The organism is Sphingopyxis sp. MWB1 (assembly GCF_000763945.1).
In the GTDB taxonomy this organism is placed as follows: domain Bacteria; phylum Pseudomonadota; class Alphaproteobacteria; order Sphingomonadales; family Sphingomonadaceae; genus Sphingopyxis.
Genome location: NZ_JQFJ01000004.1, coordinates 1 through 22,341, shown reverse-complemented (window position 1 = coordinate 22,341; position 22,341 = coordinate 1). Strand labels below are relative to the sequence as shown.

Annotated in this window: 23 protein-coding genes; 12 read left to right on the top strand and 11 right to left on the bottom strand. The window is 64.2% G+C overall.

Annotation, left to right across the window (positions count from 1 at the left end):
- Positions 1-42: 42 nt before the first annotated feature.
- Entirely contained in the window at positions 43-288 is a 246-nt protein-coding gene (locus JV18_RS0112845) for a hypothetical protein (protein WP_033075372.1), read from the bottom strand.
- A 168-nt stretch (positions 289-456) separates the two neighbouring features.
- Positions 457-1,824 carry a 30S ribosomal protein S12 methylthiotransferase RimO gene (gene rimO / locus JV18_RS0112840; protein ID WP_033075371.1) on the bottom strand — a complete coding sequence of 456 codons (1,368 nt, stop codon included), beginning with the start codon at positions 1,822-1,824 and terminating at the stop codon, positions 457-459.
- Between the two features lie 90 nt (positions 1,825-1,914).
- On the opposite strand from rimO, the gene JV18_RS0112835 reads away from it, so the two are divergent.
- Positions 1,915-2,316 carry a DUF1761 domain-containing protein gene (locus tag JV18_RS0112835; protein ID WP_033075370.1) on the top strand — a complete coding sequence of 134 codons (402 nt, stop codon included), beginning with the start codon at positions 1,915-1,917 and terminating at the stop codon, positions 2,314-2,316.
- Positions 2,317-2,447: 131 nt separating this feature from the next.
- On the opposite strand, the gene JV18_RS0112830 is transcribed toward JV18_RS0112835, so the two are convergent.
- The 4 genes from JV18_RS0112830 to serS all read right to left on the bottom strand — a co-directional run bounded on the left by JV18_RS0112830 (position 2,448) and on the right by serS (position 6,977).
- A complete protein-coding gene (locus tag JV18_RS0112830) occupies positions 2,448-3,506 on the bottom strand; it encodes a potassium channel family protein (protein WP_033075369.1) in 1,059 nt (352 codons plus the stop codon).
- A gap of 3 nt (positions 3,507-3,509) precedes the next feature.
- On the bottom strand, positions 3,510-4,610 hold the full coding sequence (locus tag JV18_RS0112825) for a LysM peptidoglycan-binding domain-containing M23 family metallopeptidase (RefSeq protein ID WP_052072231.1): 1,101 nt from the start codon (positions 4,608-4,610) through the stop codon (positions 3,510-3,512).
- 223 nt (positions 4,611-4,833) lie between these two features.
- Positions 4,834-5,601 (bottom strand): 5'/3'-nucleotidase SurE, encoded by a 768-nt coding sequence (gene surE / locus JV18_RS0112820; RefSeq protein ID WP_033075368.1) that lies wholly within the window; start codon positions 5,599-5,601, stop codon positions 4,834-4,836.
- Between the two features lie 95 nt (positions 5,602-5,696).
- A complete protein-coding gene (gene serS, locus JV18_RS0112815) occupies positions 5,697-6,977 on the bottom strand; it encodes a serine--tRNA ligase (RefSeq protein WP_033075421.1) in 1,281 nt (426 codons plus the stop codon).
- A gap of 85 nt (positions 6,978-7,062) precedes the next feature.
- Between serS and JV18_RS15675 the strand changes: the two genes are divergently transcribed.
- The 3 genes from JV18_RS15675 to JV18_RS0112795 all read left to right on the top strand — a co-directional run bounded on the left by JV18_RS15675 (position 7,063) and on the right by JV18_RS0112795 (position 9,892).
- Complete coding sequence (locus JV18_RS15675; protein ID WP_235303451.1) at positions 7,063-7,950, top strand: hypothetical protein; 888 nt, start codon at positions 7,063-7,065, stop codon at positions 7,948-7,950.
- 786 nt (positions 7,951-8,736) lie between these two features.
- Entirely contained in the window at positions 8,737-9,198 is a 462-nt protein-coding gene (dksA, locus tag JV18_RS0112800) for an RNA polymerase-binding protein DksA (protein WP_033075367.1), read from the top strand.
- A gap of 301 nt (positions 9,199-9,499) precedes the next feature.
- The gene (locus JV18_RS0112795; protein WP_052072246.1) at positions 9,500-9,892 is read left to right on the top strand and encodes a PilZ domain-containing protein; all 393 of its coding nucleotides are present in this window, start codon (positions 9,500-9,502) and stop codon (positions 9,890-9,892) included.
- 33 nt (positions 9,893-9,925) lie between these two features.
- Here JV18_RS0112795 and JV18_RS15070 read toward each other — a convergent pair whose 3' ends face one another.
- The gene (locus JV18_RS15070) at positions 9,926-10,084 is read right to left on the bottom strand and encodes a DUF465 domain-containing protein (RefSeq protein WP_081944851.1); all 159 of its coding nucleotides are present in this window, start codon (positions 10,082-10,084) and stop codon (positions 9,926-9,928) included.
- A 122-nt stretch (positions 10,085-10,206) separates the two neighbouring features.
- On the opposite strand from JV18_RS15070, the gene JV18_RS0112790 reads away from it, so the two are divergent.
- Both JV18_RS0112790 and JV18_RS0112785 read left to right on the top strand, forming a co-directional pair.
- Positions 10,207-10,407 carry a DUF465 domain-containing protein gene (locus JV18_RS0112790; RefSeq protein ID WP_081944850.1) on the top strand — a complete coding sequence of 67 codons (201 nt, stop codon included), beginning with the start codon at positions 10,207-10,209 and terminating at the stop codon, positions 10,405-10,407.
- Between the two features lie 163 nt (positions 10,408-10,570).
- Complete coding sequence (locus JV18_RS0112785) at positions 10,571-11,038, top strand: DUF1465 family protein (RefSeq protein ID WP_052072230.1); 468 nt, start codon at positions 10,571-10,573, stop codon at positions 11,036-11,038.
- 13 nt (positions 11,039-11,051) lie between these two features.
- Here JV18_RS0112785 and JV18_RS0112780 read toward each other — a convergent pair whose 3' ends face one another.
- On the bottom strand, positions 11,052-12,146 hold the full coding sequence (locus JV18_RS0112780; RefSeq protein WP_033075366.1) for a DUF2332 domain-containing protein: 1,095 nt from the start codon (positions 12,144-12,146) through the stop codon (positions 11,052-11,054).
- Positions 12,147-12,186: 40 nt separating this feature from the next.
- Here JV18_RS0112780 and hisG point away from each other — a divergent pair, with 40 nt between their 5' ends.
- From hisG to JV18_RS0112755, 5 genes are all read left to right on the top strand, one after another.
- Positions 12,187-12,861, top strand: coding sequence for an ATP phosphoribosyltransferase (gene hisG / locus JV18_RS0112775; RefSeq protein ID WP_033075365.1), 675 nt, complete (start codon positions 12,187-12,189; stop codon positions 12,859-12,861).
- Positions 12,848-14,146 (top strand): histidinol dehydrogenase, encoded by a 1,299-nt coding sequence (gene hisD / locus JV18_RS0112770; RefSeq protein ID WP_033075364.1) that lies wholly within the window; start codon positions 12,848-12,850, stop codon positions 14,144-14,146. The genes hisG and hisD overlap by 14 nt, the downstream gene beginning before the upstream one ends.
- On the top strand, positions 14,143-14,598 hold the full coding sequence (gene nusB / locus JV18_RS0112765; RefSeq protein WP_033075363.1) for a transcription antitermination factor NusB: 456 nt from the start codon (positions 14,143-14,145) through the stop codon (positions 14,596-14,598). The genes hisD and nusB overlap by 4 nt, the downstream gene beginning before the upstream one ends.
- Positions 14,599-14,728: 130 nt before the next feature.
- Entirely contained in the window at positions 14,729-15,670 is a 942-nt protein-coding gene (thiL, locus tag JV18_RS0112760; protein WP_033075362.1) for a thiamine-phosphate kinase, read from the top strand.
- 186 nt (positions 15,671-15,856) lie between these two features.
- Complete coding sequence (locus JV18_RS0112755) at positions 15,857-17,974, top strand: sodium-translocating pyrophosphatase (RefSeq protein WP_033075361.1); 2,118 nt, start codon at positions 15,857-15,859, stop codon at positions 17,972-17,974.
- A gap of 639 nt (positions 17,975-18,613) precedes the next feature.
- On the opposite strand, the gene JV18_RS0112750 is transcribed toward JV18_RS0112755, so the two are convergent.
- Positions 18,614-19,441, bottom strand: a complete 828-nt coding sequence (locus tag JV18_RS0112750; protein ID WP_033075416.1) for an SDR family NAD(P)-dependent oxidoreductase — start codon at positions 19,439-19,441, stop codon at positions 18,614-18,616.
- 311 nt (positions 19,442-19,752) lie between these two features.
- Here JV18_RS0112750 and JV18_RS0112745 point away from each other — a divergent pair, with 311 nt between their 5' ends.
- A complete protein-coding gene (locus tag JV18_RS0112745; RefSeq protein WP_033075360.1) occupies positions 19,753-20,280 on the top strand; it encodes a CarD family transcriptional regulator in 528 nt (175 codons plus the stop codon).
- Positions 20,281-20,428: 148 nt separating this feature from the next.
- On the opposite strand, the gene truA is transcribed toward JV18_RS0112745, so the two are convergent.
- The gene (gene truA, locus JV18_RS0112740) at positions 20,429-21,169 is read right to left on the bottom strand and encodes a tRNA pseudouridine(38-40) synthase TruA (RefSeq protein ID WP_033075359.1); all 741 of its coding nucleotides are present in this window, start codon (positions 21,167-21,169) and stop codon (positions 20,429-20,431) included.
- 136 nt (positions 21,170-21,305) lie between these two features.
- Positions 21,306-22,226 (bottom strand): methionyl-tRNA formyltransferase, encoded by a 921-nt coding sequence (fmt, locus tag JV18_RS0112735; protein WP_033075358.1) that lies wholly within the window; start codon positions 22,224-22,226, stop codon positions 21,306-21,308.
- Between the last annotated feature and the right edge of the window lie 115 nt (positions 22,227-22,341).

The window sequence follows — 22,341 nt, the reverse complement described above, 5'->3', positions numbered from 1 at the left end:
TGTGCCATGTTCGGGCGGCGGACGAAAGCGGCGTGCGAGGGGTCAGGAGGCGGGGGTGTCTTCACTTGATCGGCGGGCGCGTTCGTAGCGCAGGCAATCGAAAATCTTGGCGCCGGCGAGGAAGACCGCGCCGCTGCAGGCGGCCATGAGGAGTTGTCCGCCGATTCCGGGATAGGTTTCGAGATACGCGGTGCCGCGCGCCATCGCGCCCATGGCCAGTGCGAAGATCACCAGGCAGGCCTCGAACCGGGTCTTGATGACAAATAATCGTCCGATTTTTTTCAGCATTGTCATTGCTGACATATACAGCAAAAGCCGTGCCAGTGGCAGAAAAACCGGGTTTCGGGGGCGCGGCATCGGGTCGACTGTAAAGCAGGCCGACAGGGGGCGGGGGAAGGCAGCCGCGGGGCAAGCCCGGGGTGACGAACCGGGCGCCGCCGGGGAAGGCGGGATCGCTTAGCCGATCACCCCGAACAGATCATGTTCGTCGGCATCCTCTATCGCGACATCGACGATATCCCCGGCTTTCAGCGTCGGGGCGACGTCGCGCAGATAGACATGGCCGTCGATTTCGGGGGCGTCGGCCTGGCTGCGGCCGGTGGCGCCGATGCTGCCCTCTTCATCGGCCTCGCCCACCTCGTCGATGATGACGGGGAGGGTGCGGCCGATTTTGGCGGCGAGCTTGGCGGCGCTGATCGCGGCGGTTTTGGCCATGATGCGCTGAAACCGCTCTTCCTTCACGTCTTCGGGGACGGGGTCGGGCAGGGCATTGGCCTGCGCGCCCTCGACGGGTTCAAAGCGGAAGGCGCCGACGCGGTCGAGCTGCGCTTCGTCGAGCCAGTCGAGGAGATATTGGAAATCCTCCTCGGTTTCCCCCGGAAAGCCGACGACGAAGCTGGAGCGGATGGCGATGTCGGGGGCGATGGCGCGCCAGCTTTTCAGCCGTTCGAGCACCTTGGCGTCATTGGCGGGGCGCTTCATCCGCTTGAGGACGGCGGGGCTCGCATGCTGGAAAGGGATGTCGAGATAGGGGGTGAGCAGCCCTTCGGCCATCAGCGGGATCACCGCATCGACATGGGGGTAGGGATAGACATAGTGGAGGCGGACCCAGGGTGCGTGGCCGTCGGGGGTTCGAAGCTGGCCAAGGTGCCGCGCAAGGTCGGTCATGTGGGCGCGCACTTCCTGCTCTTTCCACATGCGAGTTTCATGTTTGATATCAACGCCATAGGCCGAAGTGTCCTGGCTGATGACCAGCAATTCCTTCGTTCCGGCGGCGACAAGCTTTTCCGCCTCGCGCAGCACGGCATCGACCCGCCGCGAGGCCAGTTTTCCGCGCAGATCGGGGATGATACAGAAGGCGCAGCTATGGTTGCAGCCTTCGGAGATCTTCAGATAACTATAGTGCCGGGGGGTGAGCTTCAGCCCCCCTTCGGGCACCAGATCGATGAAGGGGCCCTGGGTCGGCGGCGCAGCTTCATGAACGGCATCAACGACTTGCTCATATTGATGCGCGCCGGTGACCGCCAGCACCTTTGGAAAGCGGGCGCGGATCGCCTCCGCCTCATTGCCCATGCAGCCGGTGACGATGACGCGGCCATTTTCGGCCATCGCCTCGCCAATGGCTTCGAGGCTTTCCTCCTTGGCCGAATCGAGAAAGCCGCAGGTGTTGACGAGCACGACATCGGCGCCCGCATAATCGGGCGACAGGCCATAGCCGTCGGAGCGCAGCTTGGTCAAAATGCGTTCGCTGTCGACCAATGCCTTGGGGCAGCCGAGCGATACCATGCCGACTTTCGGCTGGGCAGGGAGGGTTTTGCTTGTCATGATTGGGCGCGCGCATAGGCGATTTTGCGTCGCTTGTCACCTGTGCAGCGCGGGAAGCAGGATGAGCGATCGAAACAAGGGGAGGCTGTCATGGCCAATATGAGCTGGATTGCGGTGTTTGTGGCGGCGCTGGCGGGCTTTGTCGTCGGTGGCATCTGGTATGGACCGCTGTGCGGCAAGATGTGGATGAAGGAACGCGGGCTGACCGCGGAGGATATCAAGACCGACAAAATGGGGCTGATTTACGGCACGGCCTTTATCCTCAGCATCGTGTCGGCGATTTTCCTCGGCCATTTTCTGGCCCATTTCGGCGCGATGAGCGTGCGGTCGACGATGATGATTTCGGTCGGCGTCGCGCTGGGCTTCATCATTCCGGCGATCGGGACCAATTATCTGTTCAGCGGGGCGAGCCGCCGCCTGTTCCTGATTGATGCGGGCTATTGGCTGCTTTTCTATGCCGCCATGGGCGCCGTGTTCGTCATGCTGGGGTGAAGCTGAGCGCGTCGCTCTCCCGCCACTTGGGTTGCCAGTCGATAGCGGGGATTGCTTCGTCCCGCGGATCAAGTCCGGGGTCCTCGCAATGACGGAAAAGATGACGGGGCCGCCCGGATCGAGCCGGAGAGTCAGGCGCCGTTTTCGCTGGCTTCGCAGGGGACCACTTCGACGATCAGGTCGCCATGTTGCAGCTTTTGCGCCTCTGCTTCCCAAAAACCATAAGCGGTGCCGGCGCGGTAGATGCGCAGGCCGCGGCCGCCGGTGGCCAGATGGTCGATGCTGCCGCCCACTTCCTCTGCCCGCACCGGGCGTTCATCGAGCTGGACGCGGCCCGAGACCGAGGCGAGGTCGGCCATATAGTCGGCGACATGCGCGCCCTGCGCCGATCCGGCAAGAAGCAGGCCGGTGAAATTCACCGGGTTGATGACATTATTCGCCCCCGCCTGCCGCGCGAGCAGTTCATTGTCCCGCGCGCGGATGACGACGCTGATCGGCACATGCGGGGCAAGGTGGCGAACGGTGAGGACGATCAGGATCGAGCTGTCGTCGCGCCCCGCCGACACCAGCACCGATTGCGCCGCGCCGATGCGGACGTCGAGCAAGGTCTGATCGGTCGTGGCGTCGCCCTGAAGGACGTTGCAGCCCATATCCTCTGCCGCGGCGATCCGCGATGCGGAGGGTTCGATCACGACGATGTCGGCCGGGTCGGTCCCCCGGGCGATCAGTTCCTGGACTGCCTCGCTGCCGCTGACGCCGAAACCGAGCACGACAATATGGTTGGTGAGCTTTGCCTGGATGCGGGCCATGCGCCATTTTTCCCATGAGCGTTTGAGGACGAAATTATAGGCGGTGCCGACGAAAATGAAGAGCACCGCAATGCGGATCGGCGTGATAAGCACCGCCTCGATCAGGCGCGACCGGTCGGAAATCGGCGCAATATCGCCAAAACCCGTGGTGGTGACCGAGATCATCGTGAAATAGACGACGTCAAGAAAACTTACCTTGCCGTCATAATGATCGACCAGCCCTTCGCGATCGGACCAGTGCAGCAGCACTGCAAGGCCGATGAGCGCAAAGGCGATGCTGAGGCGCACCGCCACATCGGCCCACACCGGCCATTTGCTGGCGCGGCGCAACGGCTGAAAGCGCCTTGCGACGCGCGGACGAATCGGCTTGCGATTCTCCATGGCTTATTGCGGGGGCAATTGTTTCATCGGGTCGACGGGTAAACGATTCTTTCGCAACTGAAAATGGAGTTGCGAACTTTGCACCTGTCCCGAAGCCCCGGCGCGGCCGATCAGGTCACCGCCCGCGACCTGTTGCCCGCGCTGGACGGCAATTTGTTCGGCATGGCCATAGGCGCTGACCCAGCCGCTGCCATGGTCGATCAGGATCAGTCCGCCATAAACGGCGATCTGGTCGCCCGCGAAAGCGACAACGCCATCGGCGGCGGCGCGGATCGGCGTGCCGCGCGCGACGGCAATATTGATGCCGTCATTGATTTTTCCGGGTGCAAGCTTGCCGAATTTCGCAACGACGGCGCCGTGGAGCGGCCATTGAAAGGGGCCGGAAAAGCTTTTGGGAGAGGCGATGGCGCCGACCACGGGGCGGCGCGGCGCGGCGCTGGCCGCAAGCGGTTCGGCGCGGGCGGCCAGCGCAGGCTGGCTGCCCGTTGCAATATCGCCAATATCAAGCTGAAAGGCCTCGGCCCGCGCCGCCACATCAACCTCGCGCGGGGTGAGCGGGCGGGCTTCGCGCGGGAGGCGGAGCCGCTGGCCGACGCGCAATATATAGGGTTCGGAAAGCGCGTTGAGGGTGATGATATCGCCCCAATCGACGCCATAGGCGCGCGCGATACCGATGCCCGTTTCCCCCGACGCAACGCGGTGGAACAGGCCGCCGGGAATGCGAAGCGACTGCCCGGGGATCAGGGTGAAGGGCGGCGACAGGTCGTTTTCGAGCGCTATCGCCTCTGACCCCGCCCCCGTCATCGCGCCAATGGCGCGCAGCGTATCGCCGCGCCGCACGGTGTAGACGCTGGACTCGACCGTGCGGATATTGGCGACGACCGGTTTCAGTGTCCAGGTGGGTGCGGGGTCGCCGCCGCGGACATCAGCGAGCGAACGGCGTTCAAAATCGAAATCGGCGGGCAGCGCGTCCGTTGGGGCGACGACGGCGGGGCGCGCGAGGGGCGCCGCGCTGCGCTGCGGCGGGGTGACCGACGGAATGCAGCCGGCGAGCGCAAATGCCCCCGGCAGCACCAGCCAAAATGGATGCAGCCTTCCCCCCATGTCGCTGCTTTTGCCAAAGGCTGCGCCGCTTGGCTATCATTTCCGTCCCGATTTGGTTCAAAAATGGCATTTAGCGGCCGGGGCGCTCCGTTCCGATGCGGCCGCAGGCTGACGGATCAAGCTGTGCAGGGGCCTGCCTCACGACGATGCAAGGTGGCAGAAACAGATGATGGGTCCCTGCCTTCGCGGGGACACACAGCTATCATGATGTCTGAATATCGCTTCAGTCGGCGGCATAGGCGCCGCGCAGGGCAGCGAGCGAGGCATCGTGGGTGAGGTCGAGCTGGAGCGGGGTCACCGAGATAAAGCCATCGTCGATGGCTTCCAGATCGCTGTCATGCGCCAGCGAATGTTCGATGCCGTGCAGGCCGAACCAATAATAGGGATAGCCGCGCGGATCGACGCCTTCGACGATGGAGCCGCGGCTGTAATCGTGAAACCCCTGCCGTGCGACGCGAATGCCCTTTACCTCGGCGGCGGGCAGCGCGGGGAAGTTGATGTTGACGAGGGTGCGCGGCGCCATCTCCATCGCGAGCAGCGGGGCGAGCGCCTTGGCGCCCCAGGCCTCGGCGGCTTCGAAGGGGACGGTGTCGCCCATGCCCTCGCGCGCATAAACCTGACTCAGCGCAATGGCGGGAATGCCCGCGAGCGCGCCCTCGATCGCCGCCGAGACAGTGCCCGAATAGGTGATATCGTCGCCCAGATTGGCGCCGCGGTTGACGCCAGAGAGGATGAGGTCGGGCTTGTCGGGCATCAGCTTGCCGATCGCCATCATCACCGAATCGGTCGGCGTCCCGCTACACGACCAGCGGCGCGGCCCATGTTCGCGCACCCGCACCGGGCGCGACAGGGTGAGCGAATGGCCCGCGCCCGACTGCTCCTCCGCCGGGGCGCAGACCCAGATATCGTCCGACAATTGGCGCGCAATGCGTTCGAGCACCGCAAAGCCGGGGGCGTGATAGCCATCGTCATTGGTGAGGAGGATACGCATTTTTCTGTCTTTCCCGCTTCGTCACCCCGGACTTGATCCGGGGTCCATTACACCAGCGCCAGATGGACCCCGGATCAAGTCCGGGGTGGCGATATTCAATTGATCGGTTCAAGCCGCGTGATGCCACCCATATAGGGGTGGAGGACGGCGGGGATATCGACGCTGCCATCGGCCTGCTGGTAATTTTCGAGGATGGCGACGAGGGTGCGGCCCACGGCGAGGCCCGATCCGTTGAGCGTGTGGACGAATTCATTGCCCTTCACCCCTTCGCGGCGAAAGCGGGTGTTCATGCGCCGCGCCTGAAAATCGCCGCAGTTGGAGCAGCTCGAAATCTCGCGATAGCTGTTCTGCCCCGGCAGCCAGACCTCGAGATCATAGGTTTTGCGCGCGGCAAAGCCCATGTCACCCGCGCACAGCAGCATCTTGCGATAGGGAAGCTCCAATGCTTCCAAAATCTCTTCGGCGGCGCGCGTCTTGCGTTCCAGTTCGGCGTCGCTGTCCTCGGGGCGGGTGATCGACACCAGCTCGACCTTTGAAAACTGATGCTGGCGGATATAGCCGCGCGTGTCGCGCCCCGCCGACCCGGCTTCTGAGCGGAAACAGGGAGTAAGTGCGGTCATACGGATCGGCAGGTCGGCCTCGGCCAATATCTCCTCGCGCACCGCATTGGTGAGGCTCATTTCCGAGGTGGAGATGAGCCAGCGCCCGTCGGTCGTCTGGAACAGATCCTCGCGAAATTTGGGAAGCTGCGCGGTGCCGAAGGCGGCCTCGTCGCGGACCATCAGCGGGGTGACGCATTCGCTATAGCCCGCGCCTTCGGTCTGGCGGTCGAGCATATATTGGCCGAGCGCGCGTTCGAGCCGCGCCATCGGGCCTTTGAGGAAGGCGAAGCGCGCGCCCGACATTTTGGCGGCGGTTTCGAAATCGAGGCCCAATGCGGGCGCGAAATCGGCATGTTCCTGCGGGGTGAAGTCGAACGTCCGGGGCGTGCCCCAGCGCGAAATTTCGACATTGCCTTCCTCATCCTCGCCATCGGGCACATCGTCGGCGGGAAGATTGGGGAGGGCGGCGAGAAGGGCCTGCAGCGCGGCAAGTTGCTCGCGCTCGGCAGCTTCCTGTTCGGGAAGATCGGCCTTCAGCGCGGCGACTTCGCTTTTCAGCGCTTCGGCGCCGTCCTTGTCGCCCCTGGCCATGGCCTGGCCGATGGCTTTTGACGCCTCGTTGCGGCGGGCGAGCGCAGTCTGGATCCCGGTCTGCAGCGCGCGCAGCGATGTGTCGGCGGCGAGGATGGCGTCGGACTGCGGCGCGACGCCCCGGCGGGCGAGGGCGGCATCGAAGGCGGCGGGATTGTCGCGGATCTGGCGGATATCATGCATGGTCGCCGCTATGGCGCTGGCGCGCGCGCGGTGCAACCCTGCGCTGTGCAAGCGCGCGGCGATAATGGCATGAGAAAGAGAGAGCATGAAAAAAGGGCCGCCCCAACGGGACGACCCTTTTCAGCTGGCCGGTGCGACCCGACCGCCAGTGGAAATCTATGCTGCCTCGCTTTGCGTCGCCGCGCCGCGTAGCGCGCTGCGCCGGCGGGCCACCAAGGCGGCTGCGGCTGCGCCGAAGAGGATTAGCATCGGCGGCGCCGGGACGGGCGTGGGATCGCCCGACGAAGTGCTCGACGAGGATGACGAAGAGGAGCTGCTGCTCGACGAAGAAGAGGAGCTGCTGCTGCTGCTGCTCGAGCTGCCGAAGCTGCTCGATCCGCTCGTCGCGCCGGACGAGGTGCTGCTGCTCGACGACGAGGAAGACGAGCTGCTCGAGGAGCTGCTGCTGCTTCCACCGCTTGTGGTCGATCCGTCCGAGCTGCTGCCGTCCGATGAACTGCCGCCCGAAGAGGAGGAGCTCGACGATGAGGAACTGCTCGAGGAGGAGGAACTGCTGCTCGATGACGAGGAAGAGGAAGTGCTGACGCCGCCGGTCGATGTGGAGACGCTGCCCGTGGACGTGCTTACGCTGCCCGTCGAAGTCGAAACACTGCCGCTGGAGGTGGAAACACCCCCGGTCGAGGTCGAGACACTGCCGGTGGACGTGGACACGCCGCCGGTGGACGTCGAGGTGCTGACGCCGCCGGTCGAGGTCGAAACACCGCCCGAGGTGCTGCTGCTCGTCGTGCTGAGGCCGCCGGTCGTGGTCGAGGTCACGACGATGCTGCCGCTGCTGCCGCCCGAGCTGCCGCCGAAAAAGCCCCCGAAGAAGCCGCCGCCAAAGCCGCTTCCAAAACCGCCGCCAACCACAGTCACGCCGCTGCCGCCGCTGCTGCCGCCTTCGAAACCGCCGCGCTGGGGGAAAGGCGCATAGGGAATGGGGGGCAGGGGAATCGTCTGGGTGACGACTTGGGTCTGGGGTGCGGCCTGGCGAATCACCCGTTTGGTGGTGACGACACGGCGCACGCGCTTCACCGGCTTGCGCGCTGCATAGCGTTTGCGAACGACCTTCTTCTTTTTGCAGCAGCTTTCGGCCTTGCGCACCTGAGACTGGGCGGCGGGAACGTCAGCGACCTTCATCGCTCCCGTTCCGATGATCGCACCGCCGCAGGTGCAGGCGCAAAGCTTGGCGAGGGCCATTCGGACAGACATATATAGCTCTTTCTTTCCCCTGGCAGGTCCAGCATCGGAATGCGGACCCGTTTCGACCTTCTCTCGCTCCAAAAGGCCAAAGCTTTATGAACGCGGCAATTGCGTTAACCGCTTTTACCTGTCCGAGAGCGGGAAAAGAACGGCAGAATCAACCTTAGGCATCCCGCTTGTCCCAAAATGATACGAAAACTGCAAGGTTTCTGTGAAAAAGTGCGGGCCGACGGTTAATCATCTCGGCGCATTTTATCCGCTTTCTGAGCGATGTGGCGCGTTTCGTGCCGCTGTTCTTATACGGACAGGAGCGAAAGGAAGATGATCTGGCGTCCGCCTTCCTTTTTCCTTCCACCCTGATGGCGGGTTGCGGCAATGCTTTTCGAGCGTGTCGATCATAGCAAAGGCGCCCTTGTCTCGGCGCTTGTATCGGACCTCGCGGCTGGTTATAGGCGCGGCGCAACCTTGGTCGCCACCTTGGGCGGCAAGGGGACAGGAAAGGACGCGAACGCCCGCCATGCCGACCCAGACCGCCGACATTGGAGCCGACGCCCTACAACAAGCCAAGGCCCGGCTCGACACCGACTATATTCCCAGCGAAAACGAAGAGTTCATGAATGAGCGGCAGCAGGAATATTTCCGCGGCCTGCTGATCGCTTGGAAAAAATCCATATTGAGCGAAGCCGAATCGACGCTCGCCCATCTGCAGGACGGGCCGCTGCGCGAACCCGACCTTGCCGACCGCGCATCGAGCGAGACCGATTGGGCGATCGAGCTTCGTACCCGCGATCGCCAGCGCAAGCTGATCGCCAAGATCGACGCCGCGATTCGCCGGATCGACGAGGGGGAATATGGATATTGCCAGGTGACCGGTGAGCCGATTTCGCTCGCCCGGCTTCAGGCGCGACCCATTGCGACCATGACGCTGGAGGCGCAGGAGCGCCACGAGCGCAATGAGCGGATTTCGCGCGAAGATTGAGCAAGATGAAAAAGGCGCCCGGAAGGGCGTTTTTTATGCGAGCAATGCGCTTTATCGCATGGGAAACGACGCGCGCGATATAGTCACCCGCCCGCCCATTTGCCCGCGGCTGCTAAACCAGGGGCAGCATGATGAGCCGCGCGAGGGGATTGTGATCGATGCCCCAAAGGCGCCCCTGTCCTTTTTCTGGACGGGGCAAGATGTTTTGCGGGATTTAAGGGCGGCGGGTTTACATTTCAGCAAGGCATCGGACCTACACATCGCGCGCACTTATAGAGCGAAATGTGGGGTTGGGCCGAAAATGGATTCGCACGGACCAGAGTGGCTGGACGAAAAAGTGGCGGCATTGTCGCGCAGCAGCGATCGCGACAGCCTGTTCATGAAAGCGTCGATGATGCTGCGCGAAGACGGCCGGACATTCGACGTGCGCGTTCGCAACCTGTCGAGCGGCGGGATGCTGGCCGAAACCGACGAAAAACTCAATCAGAGCACCGCGGTCGAGATCGAACTGCGCAATGTCGGTCCCGTTCCGGGGCGCATCGTGTGGGTCGGCGAAGGCAAATGCGGTATCGCCTTTGACCGGGCGGTTAATCCGCAGGCGGTGCGCCGCCAGGTCGTGCAGAAGTCGGATGATATTCCGCCTCATTTGCGGCGCACGGGGCGTGAGATCAGCCCGCTATATCGCCGCCGCTGACAAAAAGTCAGCGAGGGCGATGGGAAATGCCGGTCAGACCGTCGACAACATTTCCTCTTTCAGTTTCAGCTTTTGCTTTTTGAGCTGCGCCAGTCGGCTTGTGTCCGGAGCAGGTCGGCGCTCTTCATTCGCAATTTTCGCGTCAAGGTCCGCGTGGCGGGACTTCAGGGCGGAAAGGTGCGACATGCTCATGGGCCATTCTCCTTTTTCGACTCGATTGGCAGGACCGAGTAAATCACGAATCTCGGCCCAAGTCCTGCCCATTCGACCAGCCGGTTCCCGTTGCGGACGGCCCGTGATCGTGGCAGGAGAAAATGGTGAACGCCGAAGACATCACCTCGCGCCTTGAAAGGCTCCGCCTGGAACATCGCGACCTGGATGTCGCGATCAGCGCGTTGGCGGAAGCTGCTATGGTCGACCAGTTGCAATTGGCGCGGCTCAAAAAGCGCAAGCTGCGACTGCGCGATGAAATCGCCTGGTGCGAAGATCAATTGCTGCCCGATATCATCGCCTGACAAGCCAGACCGGCATTGGGGCCAAATACCCGCTGCGCCACCGGATTATTCAAGGTTGATATGACGGCCTGCGGAAAAGCCACTCAGCTATGACATTAAAGCCGGATGAAATTCATGGTTAGCGCCGTTGCGGAGGCAGGATGCTCCGTGGCAACAAGGGGGCATGGCCAGCGATAGCACCGACGAGACGCCGCCCTGCACCCCGGTCCAGCGCGCGCAGGTCGAAAATCTCTATGTCGAGGCGATGTTGCTTGCCGATGAGGCGCAGGCCGTGTTTGCTGTGCAGCGCGATCGCAGCACGCCACAGGACGACCCGTTGCTGCTTGTCGGGCTGGCGTGCGAAGCGCTGAAAACGACGACGCGGCTGATGCATGTCATCGCCTGGCTGCTTCACCGCCGCGCAATGATCGCGGGCGAGCCGGGCGCGACGCTGAACGACAGCGCCGCGCATATCGGCGAGCCAGTCGCGGCCGATTGGGATATTTGCCAATATCTGGACGTCGAGCTTCGCCGGATTGTCGCAGCAAGCGAGCGGCTGTTCGAACGGGTCGCGATGCTGGAAACCGGCTGGAACGCGCCCGCCGTCGCCCCGGTGCAGGGACTGATCGCTCGCCTGCGCGCGCGGCTGTAAGCGGCGAAGCTTTTTACGGCGCCAGCCACTCGACCCAGGCGCCATGGGCGTGGGCATAGGCGAGGTGACGCGGCATGGGGTCGGCGGGCCAGTGGCGCACGGTCAGCTCATGGCGGTGCGACGAGCGATTGGCTTCGAGTGCAATCCAGGCGAGCGGTCGCTCGGCGGTCGCGCGGGTGCCTGCGGCCTGCATGGCGGCGGTAACGCGCGCCTGCTGATCGGCGGGGACATATTGCCAGACGATCGAATGCATGAGCAGGCGGGTGGTGCCCGCTTCCTGCGGCTTTGCAAGTTCGCCCTCGATGAAATCGGCGGCATTGGCGCGCACGATCTCGGGCGGGGCGGCGGTCGCGGCGGCGATGGCGGCCTCCATGCGCGCAAAGCGGATATGATGTTCGGGCCAGATATAGGCCTTGAGCCGCAGCGCCTGTTCGGGATCGGTAAGATCGACGGGTGCGACGTCGCAGCCCTTTAGTCCGGCAAAGGCGATTGGGTGCTGCGGCGGGTGGTGGCCCTGCCATTCGGGGGCGAAGGCCATGGCGCCGGGGTTAGGGCCGACCTGAACCCCTGCCAGATCATAATGATAGCGGTCGATCATCAGATTGATTCCCGCGCTCGACCCGATTTCGAGGCATTGGAAACTGGCGGGCAATCCTTCTTCGGCGAGCCAGAGCATCGCCGCGATGAAGCTGGCCGATCGCCCCGCCTCATTGGTTTGTGGCGGGCCGTCGAGCCAGGGGAGCAGCAGGGGCTCGTGATGGCGGACGATGCCCGCAATGATGGCGGCGTCATTCACCCCGTCAGCGTCGGCATAAATGGGCGCAAGGTCGGGCGCTATGCCGCCGAGATAGAGGGCGTGAAGCCCGCCCGCGGCGCGCAGCGGCAATGCATCGGCGAGCGGCGCGCCCGGCCAGTCGGCGATGCGGCGGGCAAAATCGCTGCCGGGCGCATCGAGCAAGGTGGCGAGGGCAGCGACGACGCGGGCGGTGACGGGGGCGCCATTGGCGCGGCAATAGGCGGCCTGGTTGGCAAAGGCGGTGCGGACGGCATCGGGGCCTGTGGCGCCTATATCGACCATTTTTCCGCTGCCGGAATGACGCTGGCTCATTGCCCTTTCTCCCGCTGGCGCTTATGTGCGCGCCTTGCTTATGCCCGAACCGATCATCTTTGCCATCCCCAAGGGACGCATCCTCGACGACGCGCTGCCGCTGCTGGCACGCGCAGGGATCGAGCCGGCGGCGGATTTCTTTGACAAGAAAAGCCGCGCGCTGGTGTTCGGGACGAACCAGCCGCATATCTCGCTGATCCGCGTGCGCGCCTTTGATGTCGCCACCTTTGTCGCCCATGGCGCGGCGCAGCTTGGCATTGTCGGGTCGGACGTCGTCGACGAATTCAACTATAGCGAGCTTTATGCGCCGGTGGATTTGGGCATCGGTCATTGCCGCCTGTCGCTGGCCGGACCCGAAGGCAGCCGCCCGCCGGGCGTGGGCGAGAGCCATATTCGCGTGGCGACCAAATATCCCGCCACCACGCGCCGCTGGTTCGAAGGCCAGGGGATTCAGGCCGAGTGCATCAAGCTGAATGGCGCGATGGAGATTGCGCCGAAGCTGGGACTGGCGTCGCATATCGTCGATCTGGTTTCGACGGGGCGTACGCTCGTTGAAAATGCGCTGAGCGAGCAGAAGGTGATTAGCGAGGTTTCGGCGCGGCTGATCGTCAATCGCGCGGCCTTCAAGCTGCGCTCTGCCGAGGTGCCGGCGCTGGTCGAGCGTTTCCGCGAAATAGTGGGGCCGATGGGGGGCGCGGGCGATGCGGCGGCTTGACGCCTCCGATCCCGCTTTTGCGGCCGATTTCGATGCGCTGGTCAATGACCGGCGCGAGAGCGCGTCCGATGTGTCCGCCGATGTCGCGGCGATCATCGCGCGGGTGAAGGTCGAGGGCGATGCAGCGCTGGCCGATTATACGGCGAAGTTCGACCGCTTTGACCTGGATACGCGCGGCTGGCGGATTTCGCGTGAGGAATGCGCGGCGGCCTATGAGGCGCTGGCGCCGGAACTGCGCTATGCGCTGACCCTCGCGGCGGAACGCATCCGCGCCTATCATGCTGCGCAATTGCCCGAGGATCGCGACTATCGTGATGCGGCGGGGGCGCGGCTGGGCGCGCGCTGGCGCGGGGTCGATGCCGCGGGCGTCTATGTCCCCGGCGGCCGCGCCGCCTATCCCTCCTCGGTGCTGATGAACATCATCCCCGCCAAGGTGGCCGGGGTCGAACGCATCGTCATGGTAACGCCGACGCCGGGCGGTGAAACCAATGCAGTCGTGATGGCCGCCGCCCATATGGGCGGGGTCGATGAAATTTGGCGTGTTGGCGGCGCCCATGCCATTGCCGCGCTGGCCTATGGGACCGATCGCATTGCGCCGGTCGATGTCGTCACCGGGCCGGGCAATGCCTGGGTCGCCGAAGCGAAGCGCCAGCTTTATGGCGTCGTCGGTATCGACATGGTGGCCGGGCCGAGCGAGATTGTTGTGGTCGCCGACAGCGCCAATGATCCGCATGTCATCGCCGCCGATCTGATGAGCCAGTCCGAACATGATCCGACGAGCCAGTCGATCCTGTTCACCGATGATGCGGGCTTTGCCGATGCGATGGCAGCGGCGGTCGAGGCGGTCATCCCCACGCTCTCCACCGCGGAAACGATGCGGGCGAGCTGGGGCGACAATGGCGCGATCATCACCGTGCCGCGCCTTGCCGATGCCATTCCCCTGTGCGACCGGCTCGCGCCCGAACATCTGGAGCTGGCGGTCGATATGGACGAGGCCGAGACGCTGTTCGCCAAGGTGCGCCACGCCGGATCGGTCTTTCTGGGCCGCCAGACGCCCGAAGCCATCGGCGACTATGTCGCTGGCCCTAACCATGTCCTTCCCACCGGACGCCGCGCGCGCTTTTCGAGCGGGCTGTCGGTTACCGATTTTATGAAGCGCACCAGCTTCCTTGCGCTCGACGCGGCAAGCCTTGCGGTCATCGGGCCGGCGGCGGTCACGCTGGCCGAGGCCGAGGGGTTGCCCGCCCATGCGCTGAGCGTCCAGAACAGATTGCAGAGCTTATGAACAAACGCGCCCAATCCCGCTCCGCCGCCCGGCTTGCCGCCGTGCAGGCGCTCTATCAGCATGAAATGGAAGGGACGCCGGTGGCGCCCCTGATCCATGAGTTTCACCAGCATCGCATCGGCGCCATCATCGAGGATGCTGAATATGCCGAGGCCGATGTCCCCTTTTTTGACGATATCGTCCGGGGCGTGCTGGCGCGGCAGGAAGAGGTGGATGCGGCGATCACTGCGCGGCTTGCCTCGGGCTGGACGATGGAGCGGCTCGACCGCACGATGAAGGCGATTTTGCGCGCGGGCGCCTATGAGCTGATGGCGCGGGGCGATGTGCCGATGGGCGCGGTGGTCAGTGAATATGTCGATGTTGCCAAGGCCTTTTTTGAGGGGCGCGAACCGGGCTTTGCCAATGGGCTGCTCGATGCCATTGGCAAGGATGTGCGCGGAACCGACGCTTAAGCTATCCATTGCCTCCCAATAAGCTGGTCCTTTGTATGGAACCGGCCGGCGGCCTTCGCGGGCGTGACGTGTCTCGACTTCGCTCGACACGAACGGACAAAGGGCTTTCTGGCGGGCGAGGAGAGGCGCAATGAACGAAGCTGATTTCATCGACCGGATGCGCGATCTGGCGACCGACCGCGCGGCGCGGGGGCTCGCTGATGATACGGCGGTGTGGGAAGGGCTGGTGCTCACCCATGACATGATCATTGAGGGCGTGCATTTCCTGCCTGATGATCCACCCGCCGATGTGGCGTGGAAACTGGTTGCGGTGAATTTGTCGGACCTCGCCGCCAAGGGGGCGACGCCGGTGGGCGTGCTGCTGGGTCATTCGCTGGGCGATGACCAGTGGGATACCGCCTTCGCCGAAGGGCTGGGCCATGCGCTGCGGCGTTTTGGCGTGACGCTGTTGGGCGGGGACACGGTACGCGGACCGGCGGGCGCGCCGCGCGGTTTCGGCCTGACTGCCATTGGCCGCGCCCCGCCGAGCGGCGCCCCGGCGCGCAGCGGCGCGCGGGTTGGGGATGATATCTGGGTGAGCGGGAGCATCGGCAATGCCGGGCTGGGCCTGTCGATGCTGCTGGGCGAGGTCGAAGCGAATGAGACCTGCATCGCCGCCTATCGCCGTCCGCAGCCGCAAGTGATGCTGGGGCAGGCACTGGCGCCGCATGTCCATGCGATGATGGATATTTCGGACGGCCTGCTGATCGATGCCGGGCGGATGGCAGCGGCGAGCGATTGCACGATGGCGCTGGATATCGGCGCCATGCCGCTGTCGGCGGCGCTGCTCGCGGTGCGGCCGGACATATTGGATACGCGCATGGCGGCGGCGACAGCGGGCGACGATTATCAGCTGCTGTTCACCGCCGATCCGGGGGAGGGTGATGCGATCCGCGCGGCGGCGAGCGCGGTGGACGTCATCGTCACGCCGCTGGGCCGGGCGGAGGCCATGGACGCCGACGGCGCGGCGCTGCGCCTTTCTTATGAAGGGCGGCCGGTTGCGGTGCCCGAGCGTCCCGGTTTCGAACATTGAGTCCAAAGCGGCGGAATTGCGCCGAATAAGCGGGCTTGCCCTGTCAGGTCTTTCTCCGCATAACTTGAGCGTTAAAAATATTCGGGGCGGTCGCATCTGGGGAGAGAGCGAACCGGCAACAATAGTCGGACGTGCTCGACTGCTACACTGTGATCACCTCTTTCATTGGGGAAGGAACAGTCACGCATGAACGATCCGGTTTTGATCGCGATAGCGTGCGGCCTTTTGGCCGTGCTCTATGGCTTCATTACCTCGCGTCAGGTGCTCAGCGCATCGGCGGGTAATGAGAAGATGCAGCAAATCGCCGGCGCCATTCAGGAAGGCGCCAAGGCCTATCTGGGCCGCCAATATCGCACCATCGCCATTGTCGGCGTTGTCGTCGCCATTTTGGTCGGCCTGTTTCTGGGGCCGATTTCGGCGACCGGATTTGTCATCGGGGCCGTTTTGTCCGGGGTGGCGGGTTTCGTCGGCATGAACATCTCGGTCAAGGCGAACGTCCGCACCGCGGCGGCTGCCCAGACCGGGCTTCAAGCGGGCCTCACGATGGCTTTCCGCGCAGGGGCGATCACCGGGATGCTGGTGGCGGGGCTGGCGCTTCTCGCGATCTCGGTCTTCTTCTGGTATCTGACCGGCCCCGGCGGCTTTACTGTCGGCGGCGACGACCGGACCGTGGTCGACGCGCTCGTCGCGCTCGCTTTCGGCGCCTCGCTTATCTCGATCTTCGCGCGTCTTGGCGGCGGCATCTTTACCAAAGCCGCCGACGTCGGCGCCGACCTCGTCGGCAAGGTCGAGGCGGGCATTCCGGAGGATGACCCGCGCAACCCCGCGGTGATTGCCGATAACGTCGGCGACAATGTCGGCGACTGCGCGGGCATGGCGGCCGACTTGTTCGAAACCTATGTCGTCACCGTCGGCGCGACGATGGTGCTCATCGCGCTGTTGCTGAAGGGTTCGGGCGACATGCTGATGCCGCTGATGACCCTGCCGCTGCTGATGGGCGGCGTGTGCATCATCACTTCGATCATCGGCACCTATTTCGTGCGTCTCGGCAGCGGGACCAATGTCATGGGTGCGATGTACAAAGGGTTCCTTGTCACCGCCGTCCTGTCGATCCCGGCGATCTGGTTTTCGACCCAATATGCGCTCGGCAGCATGGATGCGATCATCCCGGGCACCGAATTCAACGGCCGCAGCCTTTTCTATTGTTCGCTGCTCGGCCTTGTTATCACCGGGCTGATCATCTGGATCACCGAATATTATACCGGCACCAATTACCGTCCAGTGCGCTCGATCGCCAAGGCATCTGAAACGGGCCACGGCACCAATGTCATCCAGGGCCTGGCGATCAGCCTGGAATCGACCGCATTGCCGACGCTTGTCATCTGCGCGGGCATCATCATCGCCTATCTGCTGGCGGGCATCATCGGCATTGCTTTTGCAGCGACCGCGATGCTGGCGCTCGCGGGGATGGTCGTTGCGCTCGATGCCTATGGCCCGGTGACCGACAATGCCGGCGGCATTGCCGAAATGGCGGGGCTCGACGACAGCGTGCGTGAAAAGACCGACCTTCTCGATGCGGTGGGCAACACGACGAAGGCGGTTACCAAAGGCTATGCCATTGGTTCGGCGGGTCTTGCGGCGTTGGTGCTGTTCGGCACCTATACCGCCGACATCACCGAATATTCGGCGGCGCTGGGTCTCGAGGCGCCGCTGACCTTCTCGCTGTCCTCGCCCTATGTCATCGTCGGGCTGCTGCTCGGTGCGCTCTTGCCCTACCTCTTCGGGGCAATGGGCATGACTGCGGTGGGGCGTGCGGCGGGTGAAGTGGTGAAGGACGTGCGCGACCAGTTCGCGAACGATCCCGGCATCATGGCCTTTACGTCAAAGCCCGACTATGCCCGCACCGTCGATCTGGTGACCAAGGCGGCGATCAAGGAAATGATCGTACCCAGCCTGCTTCCCGTGCTGGCGCCGATTGTCGTTTATTTCGTCATCCTGTGGGTCGCGGGTCCGGCCGCAGCGCTGGAAGCGCTGGGCGCGCTGCTCCTCGGCGTGATCGTCGGCGGGCTGTTTGTCGCCATCTCGATGACCTCGGGCGGCGGCGCGTGGGACAATGCCAAGAAATATATCGAGGACGGCAACCACGGCGGCAAGGGCAGCGAAGCCCATAAGGCAGCGGTGACCGGCGATACCGTCGGCGATCCGTACAAGGATACCGCCGGACCGGCGGTGAACCCGATGATCAAGATCACCAATATTGTGGCGATCCTGCTGCTCGCCGCCCTGGCGCACGGCGCGGCCTAGGCTGCGCTGCCCCTTTCGGGTGACAGGAACCCCGCCGGAGCGATCCGGCGGGGTTTTTTGCGGGCTTTCGGGCGGAGGGGCGGCCGTTGGCGCCCCTGCCATCCGGTCCAAAGTTCAGTAAAGTTCAGCCTTGTGCAACGCCCTGCGAGGGGCCTTTTGGCGTTGAGCGCGCGCGCCGGGGCGGGCCTGCGCGGGGGGACGCGGGCGAAGGGGATTGTCTACACGGTGAAAGAGCCGGGCTTGAAGGCTTGGCAGGCGCGCGCGGTGTAGGACAGCGGTTTTTTGGGGGGAGGCGGCGGCTCCACTTTTGTAGTCTCGGCCAGCGACGCGCGCAGGCGGCTTGATCCGAGGCAAGGCCGCGGCGTGGTTGTGGATCCCGGATCAAGTCCGGGATGACGATGTGGGGTGGGGGCTGTTCCCTTCTTCGTCACCCCGGACTTGATCCGGGGTCCATATTGAATCGCCGCCGTGGATCCCGGATCAAGTCCGGGATGACGATGTGGGGTGGGGGGCTGTTCCTTTCTTCGTCACCCCGGACTTGATCCGGGGTCCATATTGAACCGCCGTCGTGGACCCGGGATCAAGCCTGTCCTGAGCGTGTCGAGGGGTGCGGGATGACGGTAGGAGAGAGGGCCCCGCTCAGCTTTCGGTGGCCGCCATTTGCCTGGCATAGCCTGCTTGCACCATGGCGTTCATCCGGTCGAACAGCGCGTCGGGGTCGCTGCGGCGGAGCGCCGGGATTTCGGCTTCCATGCCTTCGGCGACGACGATCTCGCGCTTGCCCTCATCGAGGGCGGTCAGGATCTGGCGCGCCGCTTCTTCGGGGGGCAGGCCATTGTCGATGGCCTTGTCGCTCTGCCCGCGCACATTGCCATCGGCGCTCAGCGCATTGCGGCTGACATTGGTGCGGACCGAGCCGGGGGCGACGACGAGCACCTTCAGCCCCATATGCTCATTTTCGGCGCGCACGCTGTCATGATAGCCGATGAGGCCATGTTTGGCGGCGCAATAGGCGCTGCGCAGCGGAATGCCTGCCATCCCCGCAACGCTGGAAATGGCGATGATATGCCCGCCGCCCGCGCCCAGCATTTGCGGCAAAAGCTGCTGCGTCAGTGCGATCGGGGCCAAGAGGTCGACGGCGATGATCTTCTCATAAACCGAGAAATCGGTTTCGACCGCGAGGCTCCGCTGCGAAATACCGGCGTTGTTGATCAGCCCGTCGACCTGTCCGCGCCAAGCCCACGCCTGCTGCGCGATGGCGGGAAGCGCGGCATAGTCGGTCGCCTCGAACGGCAGGATCAGCGTGTCGGGGGCGCCATCGTCGCGGCATTGATGCGCCACGCTTTCCAGCGCGGCGACGTCACGCCCCGACAGGATCAAAAAAGCGCCCCGTGCGGCGAGCGCGCGGGCCAATGCCGCGCCGATTCCCGATGATGCGCCTGTAATCCACCAACATTTATTCGTCATATCGCTCACCCAACCGCTGATTTGGTTGCAGGGTGAAACCCATGGCGCGGCCCGTCAAGCCATTGCGCTTTGGGAATCTGTGCGGGGGTGGCAATTTTGTTGCGAATCTGTTATAATTCGTAACAACGCGCCGACATAATGCCTCTTCCCATCGCAGGGGGAGGGCGTTTGCAGCGCTTCCGATGGAGCCAAATCCCTTGTCACTCTGATTGGCTGGCGCCGCTCGAATGTAATCCCCTTTTCGAAAAGGGGGCGTGCAGACTTGTTGTCGCAATAGCCGCTCGAGGTCAAGGCATCAGAAAGGAATGTGAATGTCCGCCAACACGCTCTTGTTCGAGGTCGGGGATTATGTCGTTTATCCAAAGCATGGCGTGGGGCGCGTCATCGAGCTGCAAAAGTCGGAAATTGCCGGCATGCAGCTGGAACTTTACGTCCTCCGCTTTGAAAAGGAAAAAATGACCCTTCGCGTCCCGACGAACAAGGCGGAAGGCGTGGGCATGCGCAAATTGTCTTCGGACAAGACGCTGAAGGAAGCGTTGCAGGTGCTGACCACCAAGCCGAAGGTAAAGCGCACCATGTGGTCGCGCCGCGCGCAGGAATATGAAGCGAAGATCAATTCGGGCGACCTGGTGTCGATTGCCGAAGTGACCCGCGACCTGTTCCGCGCCGACGACCAGCCCGAGCAAAGCTATTCGGAGCGTCAGATTTTCGAAGCGGCATCGAGCCGCCTTGCGCGCGAACTCGCCGCGATGGAAGAAAGCGACGAAAAGACCGCGCAGGCGAAGATCCTCGAAATTTTGAACGAACATGCGCCGAAATATTATGCCGAAAAGGCATAAGCGCGGCGTATCGTGAAACCCGAAAGGGCGGTCCTGCGGGGCCGCCCTTTTTTTGCCCCATCATCGTCATGCCGGACTTAATCCGGCATCCATTGCGGCGACGCCGGCCTGGACCCCGGATCAAGTCCGGGGTGACGAGGAGTTTCTGTCAGGGATAGCGCGCCTCGACGAAATAGAGGCCGTCGGGCGGGGCGTTGAGGCCGAGGGCGTTGCGGTCGGCGGCGTCGAGCGCGGCTTTCAGGTCGCGCGCCGACCATTTTCCCTGACCGACGAGGGTCAGGCAGCCGACCATCGAGCGCACCTGATGGTGAAGGAAGCTGCGCGCTGCGGCTTCGATAATGATTTCCTCCCCGTGACGGCTGACCGAGAGGCGGTCGAGCGTCTTGACGGGGCTTTCGGCCTGGCAATGGACCGAGCGGAAGGTGGTGAAATCATGCTGCCCGACGAGCGCCTGCGCCGCGCCGTGCATCGCTTCGGAATCGAGCGGCTTGGCGAATTGCCACGACAGCCCCTTGTCCCACGTCAGCGGCGCGCGGCGGTTGACGATGCGATATTCATAGGCGCGCCCGATGCACGAAAAACGTGCGTGCCAGTCGTCCGCCACCTCTTCGCACGCGAGGATCGCGACGGGGGCGGGGCGAAGCTGCGCGTTGAGCGCCTCCATCAGGCGGAAGGGGGTGAGCGGCTTTTCGATATCGACATGGGCGCGCATCGCAATGGCATGGACGCCCGCATCGGTGCGTCCCGCGCCATGCACCGGCACCTCTTCGCCGGTGATGCGGGTGACGGCCTCCTCCAGCGCCTGTTGCACGCTGGGGCCGTGCGACTGGCGCTGCCAGCCCATGAAGGGGCGGCCGTCGAATTCGATGGTGAGGGCGAAGCGGGTCATGGGCGCTGCGCCTTTCCGCTGTCGTCACCCCGGACTTGATCCGGGGCCCATTTTGCCAAGGTTGCGCGACTGGACCCTAGATCCCGGATCAAGTCCGGGATGACGAGTCCGGGGTGACGAGGGAGAAGGAACATGGTCATCCGAGCCGCACCCCCTTTGCAATGGGGCGCCCGCGTAGCAGGTCGGCGGCGTCCATCGCGGGCTTGCCCGCGCGCTGGATGCGGGTCACGCGGATCGCGCCGGGGTTGCAGGCGATGGTGAGGCTGTCGTCGAGCGTGATCCCCGGCGGCGCTCCGGCTGTGGTGTCGGCGGGGTGCACGACCTCTGCGCCCAGGATTTTATAACGCTCGCCGTCAAATTCGAAAAAGGCGCCGGGCATGGGGTTGAAGGCGCGGATCTGACGTTCGACCTGCACCGCGCTCGGCAAGAAATCGAGGCGGGCCTCACTCTTGTCGATCTTGGCGGCATAGGTGACCCCCGCGTCCGGCTGGGCCTCTGGCGGGCAGGCGGCAAGGTCGGCGAGCACGCGGACCATCATCGCCGCACCCATGGCAGCAAGCTCGTCGGTGAGCTCGCCCGCCGTCTTGCCGTCGATGGGGGTGCGCTCGATCAGCCGCATCGCGCCCGTGTCGAGGCCCGCGTCCATCTGCATGATGGTGACGCCGGTTTCGCTGTCGCCCGCAAGGATCGCGCGCTGCACCGGGGCGGCGCCGCGCCAGCGCGGCAGGATCGAGCCATGGACGTTGAGGCAACCCTCGCGCGGGGCGTCGAGGATCACCTGCGGCAGGATCAGGCCATAGGCGGCGACCACCGCGACATCGAGGTCGAGGGCGGTGAAGGCATGCTGTTCTTCGGCGCCTTTCAGGCTTTTGGGGGCGTGGACGGGCAGGCCATGCTCTTCGGCCCAGAGGTGGACGGCGCTTTTCTGCACCTTTTTCCCGCGCCGCGCGGGGCGGGGCGGCTGGGTATAGACGGCCGCAATCTCATGCCCCGCCGCATGAAGCGCGGCGAGGGTCGGCACGGCAAAGGGCGGTGTTCCCATGAAGGCGATACGCATGGGCAGGGGCTTTGGCGGAGGATCGGGGGGAGTGCAAGGTGGATGCGTCCCCGTGGGGGGCGTGGCGGGGGGCTGGACCCCGGATCCCGGATCCCAGATCAAGTCCGGGATGACG

Excerpts from the sequence above, each read along its gene's own strand:
- JV18_RS0112845 (WP_033075372.1), bottom strand. The coding sequence starts at position 288 with ATGCTGAAAAAAATCGGACGATTATTTGTCATCAAGACCCGGTTCGAG.
- rimO (WP_033075371.1), bottom strand. The coding sequence starts at position 1,824 with ATGACAAGCAAAACCCTCCCTGCCCAGCCGAAAGTCGGCATGGTATCG.
- JV18_RS0112835 (WP_033075370.1), top strand. The coding sequence starts at position 1,915 with ATGGCCAATATGAGCTGGATTGCGGTGTTTGTGGCGGCGCTGGCGGGC.
- JV18_RS0112830 (WP_033075369.1), bottom strand. The coding sequence starts at position 3,506 with ATGGAGAATCGCAAGCCGATTCGTCCGCGCGTCGCAAGGCGCTTTCAG.
- JV18_RS0112825 (WP_052072231.1), bottom strand. The coding sequence starts at position 4,610 with ATGGGGGGAAGGCTGCATCCATTTTGGCTGGTGCTGCCGGGGGCATTT.
- surE (WP_033075368.1), bottom strand. The coding sequence starts at position 5,601 with ATGCGTATCCTCCTCACCAATGACGATGGCTATCACGCCCCCGGCTTT.
- serS (WP_033075421.1), bottom strand. The coding sequence starts at position 6,977 with ATGCATGATATCCGCCAGATCCGCGACAATCCCGCCGCCTTCGATGCC.
- JV18_RS15675 (WP_235303451.1), top strand. The coding sequence starts at position 7,063 with ATGAAAAAAGGGCCGCCCCAACGGGACGACCCTTTTCAGCTGGCCGGT.
- dksA (WP_033075367.1), top strand. The coding sequence starts at position 8,737 with ATGCCGACCCAGACCGCCGACATTGGAGCCGACGCCCTACAACAAGCC.
- JV18_RS0112795 (WP_052072246.1), top strand. The coding sequence starts at position 9,500 with ATGGATTCGCACGGACCAGAGTGGCTGGACGAAAAAGTGGCGGCATTG.
- JV18_RS15070 (WP_081944851.1), bottom strand. The coding sequence starts at position 10,084 with ATGAGCATGTCGCACCTTTCCGCCCTGAAGTCCCGCCACGCGGACCTT.
- JV18_RS0112790 (WP_081944850.1), top strand. The coding sequence starts at position 10,207 with ATGGTGAACGCCGAAGACATCACCTCGCGCCTTGAAAGGCTCCGCCTG.
- JV18_RS0112785 (WP_052072230.1), top strand. The coding sequence starts at position 10,571 with ATGGCCAGCGATAGCACCGACGAGACGCCGCCCTGCACCCCGGTCCAG.
- JV18_RS0112780 (WP_033075366.1), bottom strand. The coding sequence starts at position 12,146 with ATGAGCCAGCGTCATTCCGGCAGCGGAAAAATGGTCGATATAGGCGCC.
- hisG (WP_033075365.1), top strand. The coding sequence starts at position 12,187 with ATGCCCGAACCGATCATCTTTGCCATCCCCAAGGGACGCATCCTCGAC.
- hisD (WP_033075364.1), top strand. The coding sequence starts at position 12,848 with ATGCGGCGGCTTGACGCCTCCGATCCCGCTTTTGCGGCCGATTTCGAT.
- nusB (WP_033075363.1), top strand. The coding sequence starts at position 14,143 with ATGAACAAACGCGCCCAATCCCGCTCCGCCGCCCGGCTTGCCGCCGTG.
- thiL (WP_033075362.1), top strand. The coding sequence starts at position 14,729 with ATGAACGAAGCTGATTTCATCGACCGGATGCGCGATCTGGCGACCGAC.
- JV18_RS0112755 (WP_033075361.1), top strand. The coding sequence starts at position 15,857 with ATGAACGATCCGGTTTTGATCGCGATAGCGTGCGGCCTTTTGGCCGTG.
- JV18_RS0112750 (WP_033075416.1), bottom strand. The coding sequence starts at position 19,441 with ATGACGAATAAATGTTGGTGGATTACAGGCGCATCATCGGGAATCGGC.
- JV18_RS0112745 (WP_033075360.1), top strand. The coding sequence starts at position 19,753 with ATGTCCGCCAACACGCTCTTGTTCGAGGTCGGGGATTATGTCGTTTAT.
- truA (WP_033075359.1), bottom strand. The coding sequence starts at position 21,169 with ATGACCCGCTTCGCCCTCACCATCGAATTCGACGGCCGCCCCTTCATG.
- fmt (WP_033075358.1), bottom strand. The coding sequence starts at position 22,226 with ATGCGTATCGCCTTCATGGGAACACCGCCCTTTGCCGTGCCGACCCTC.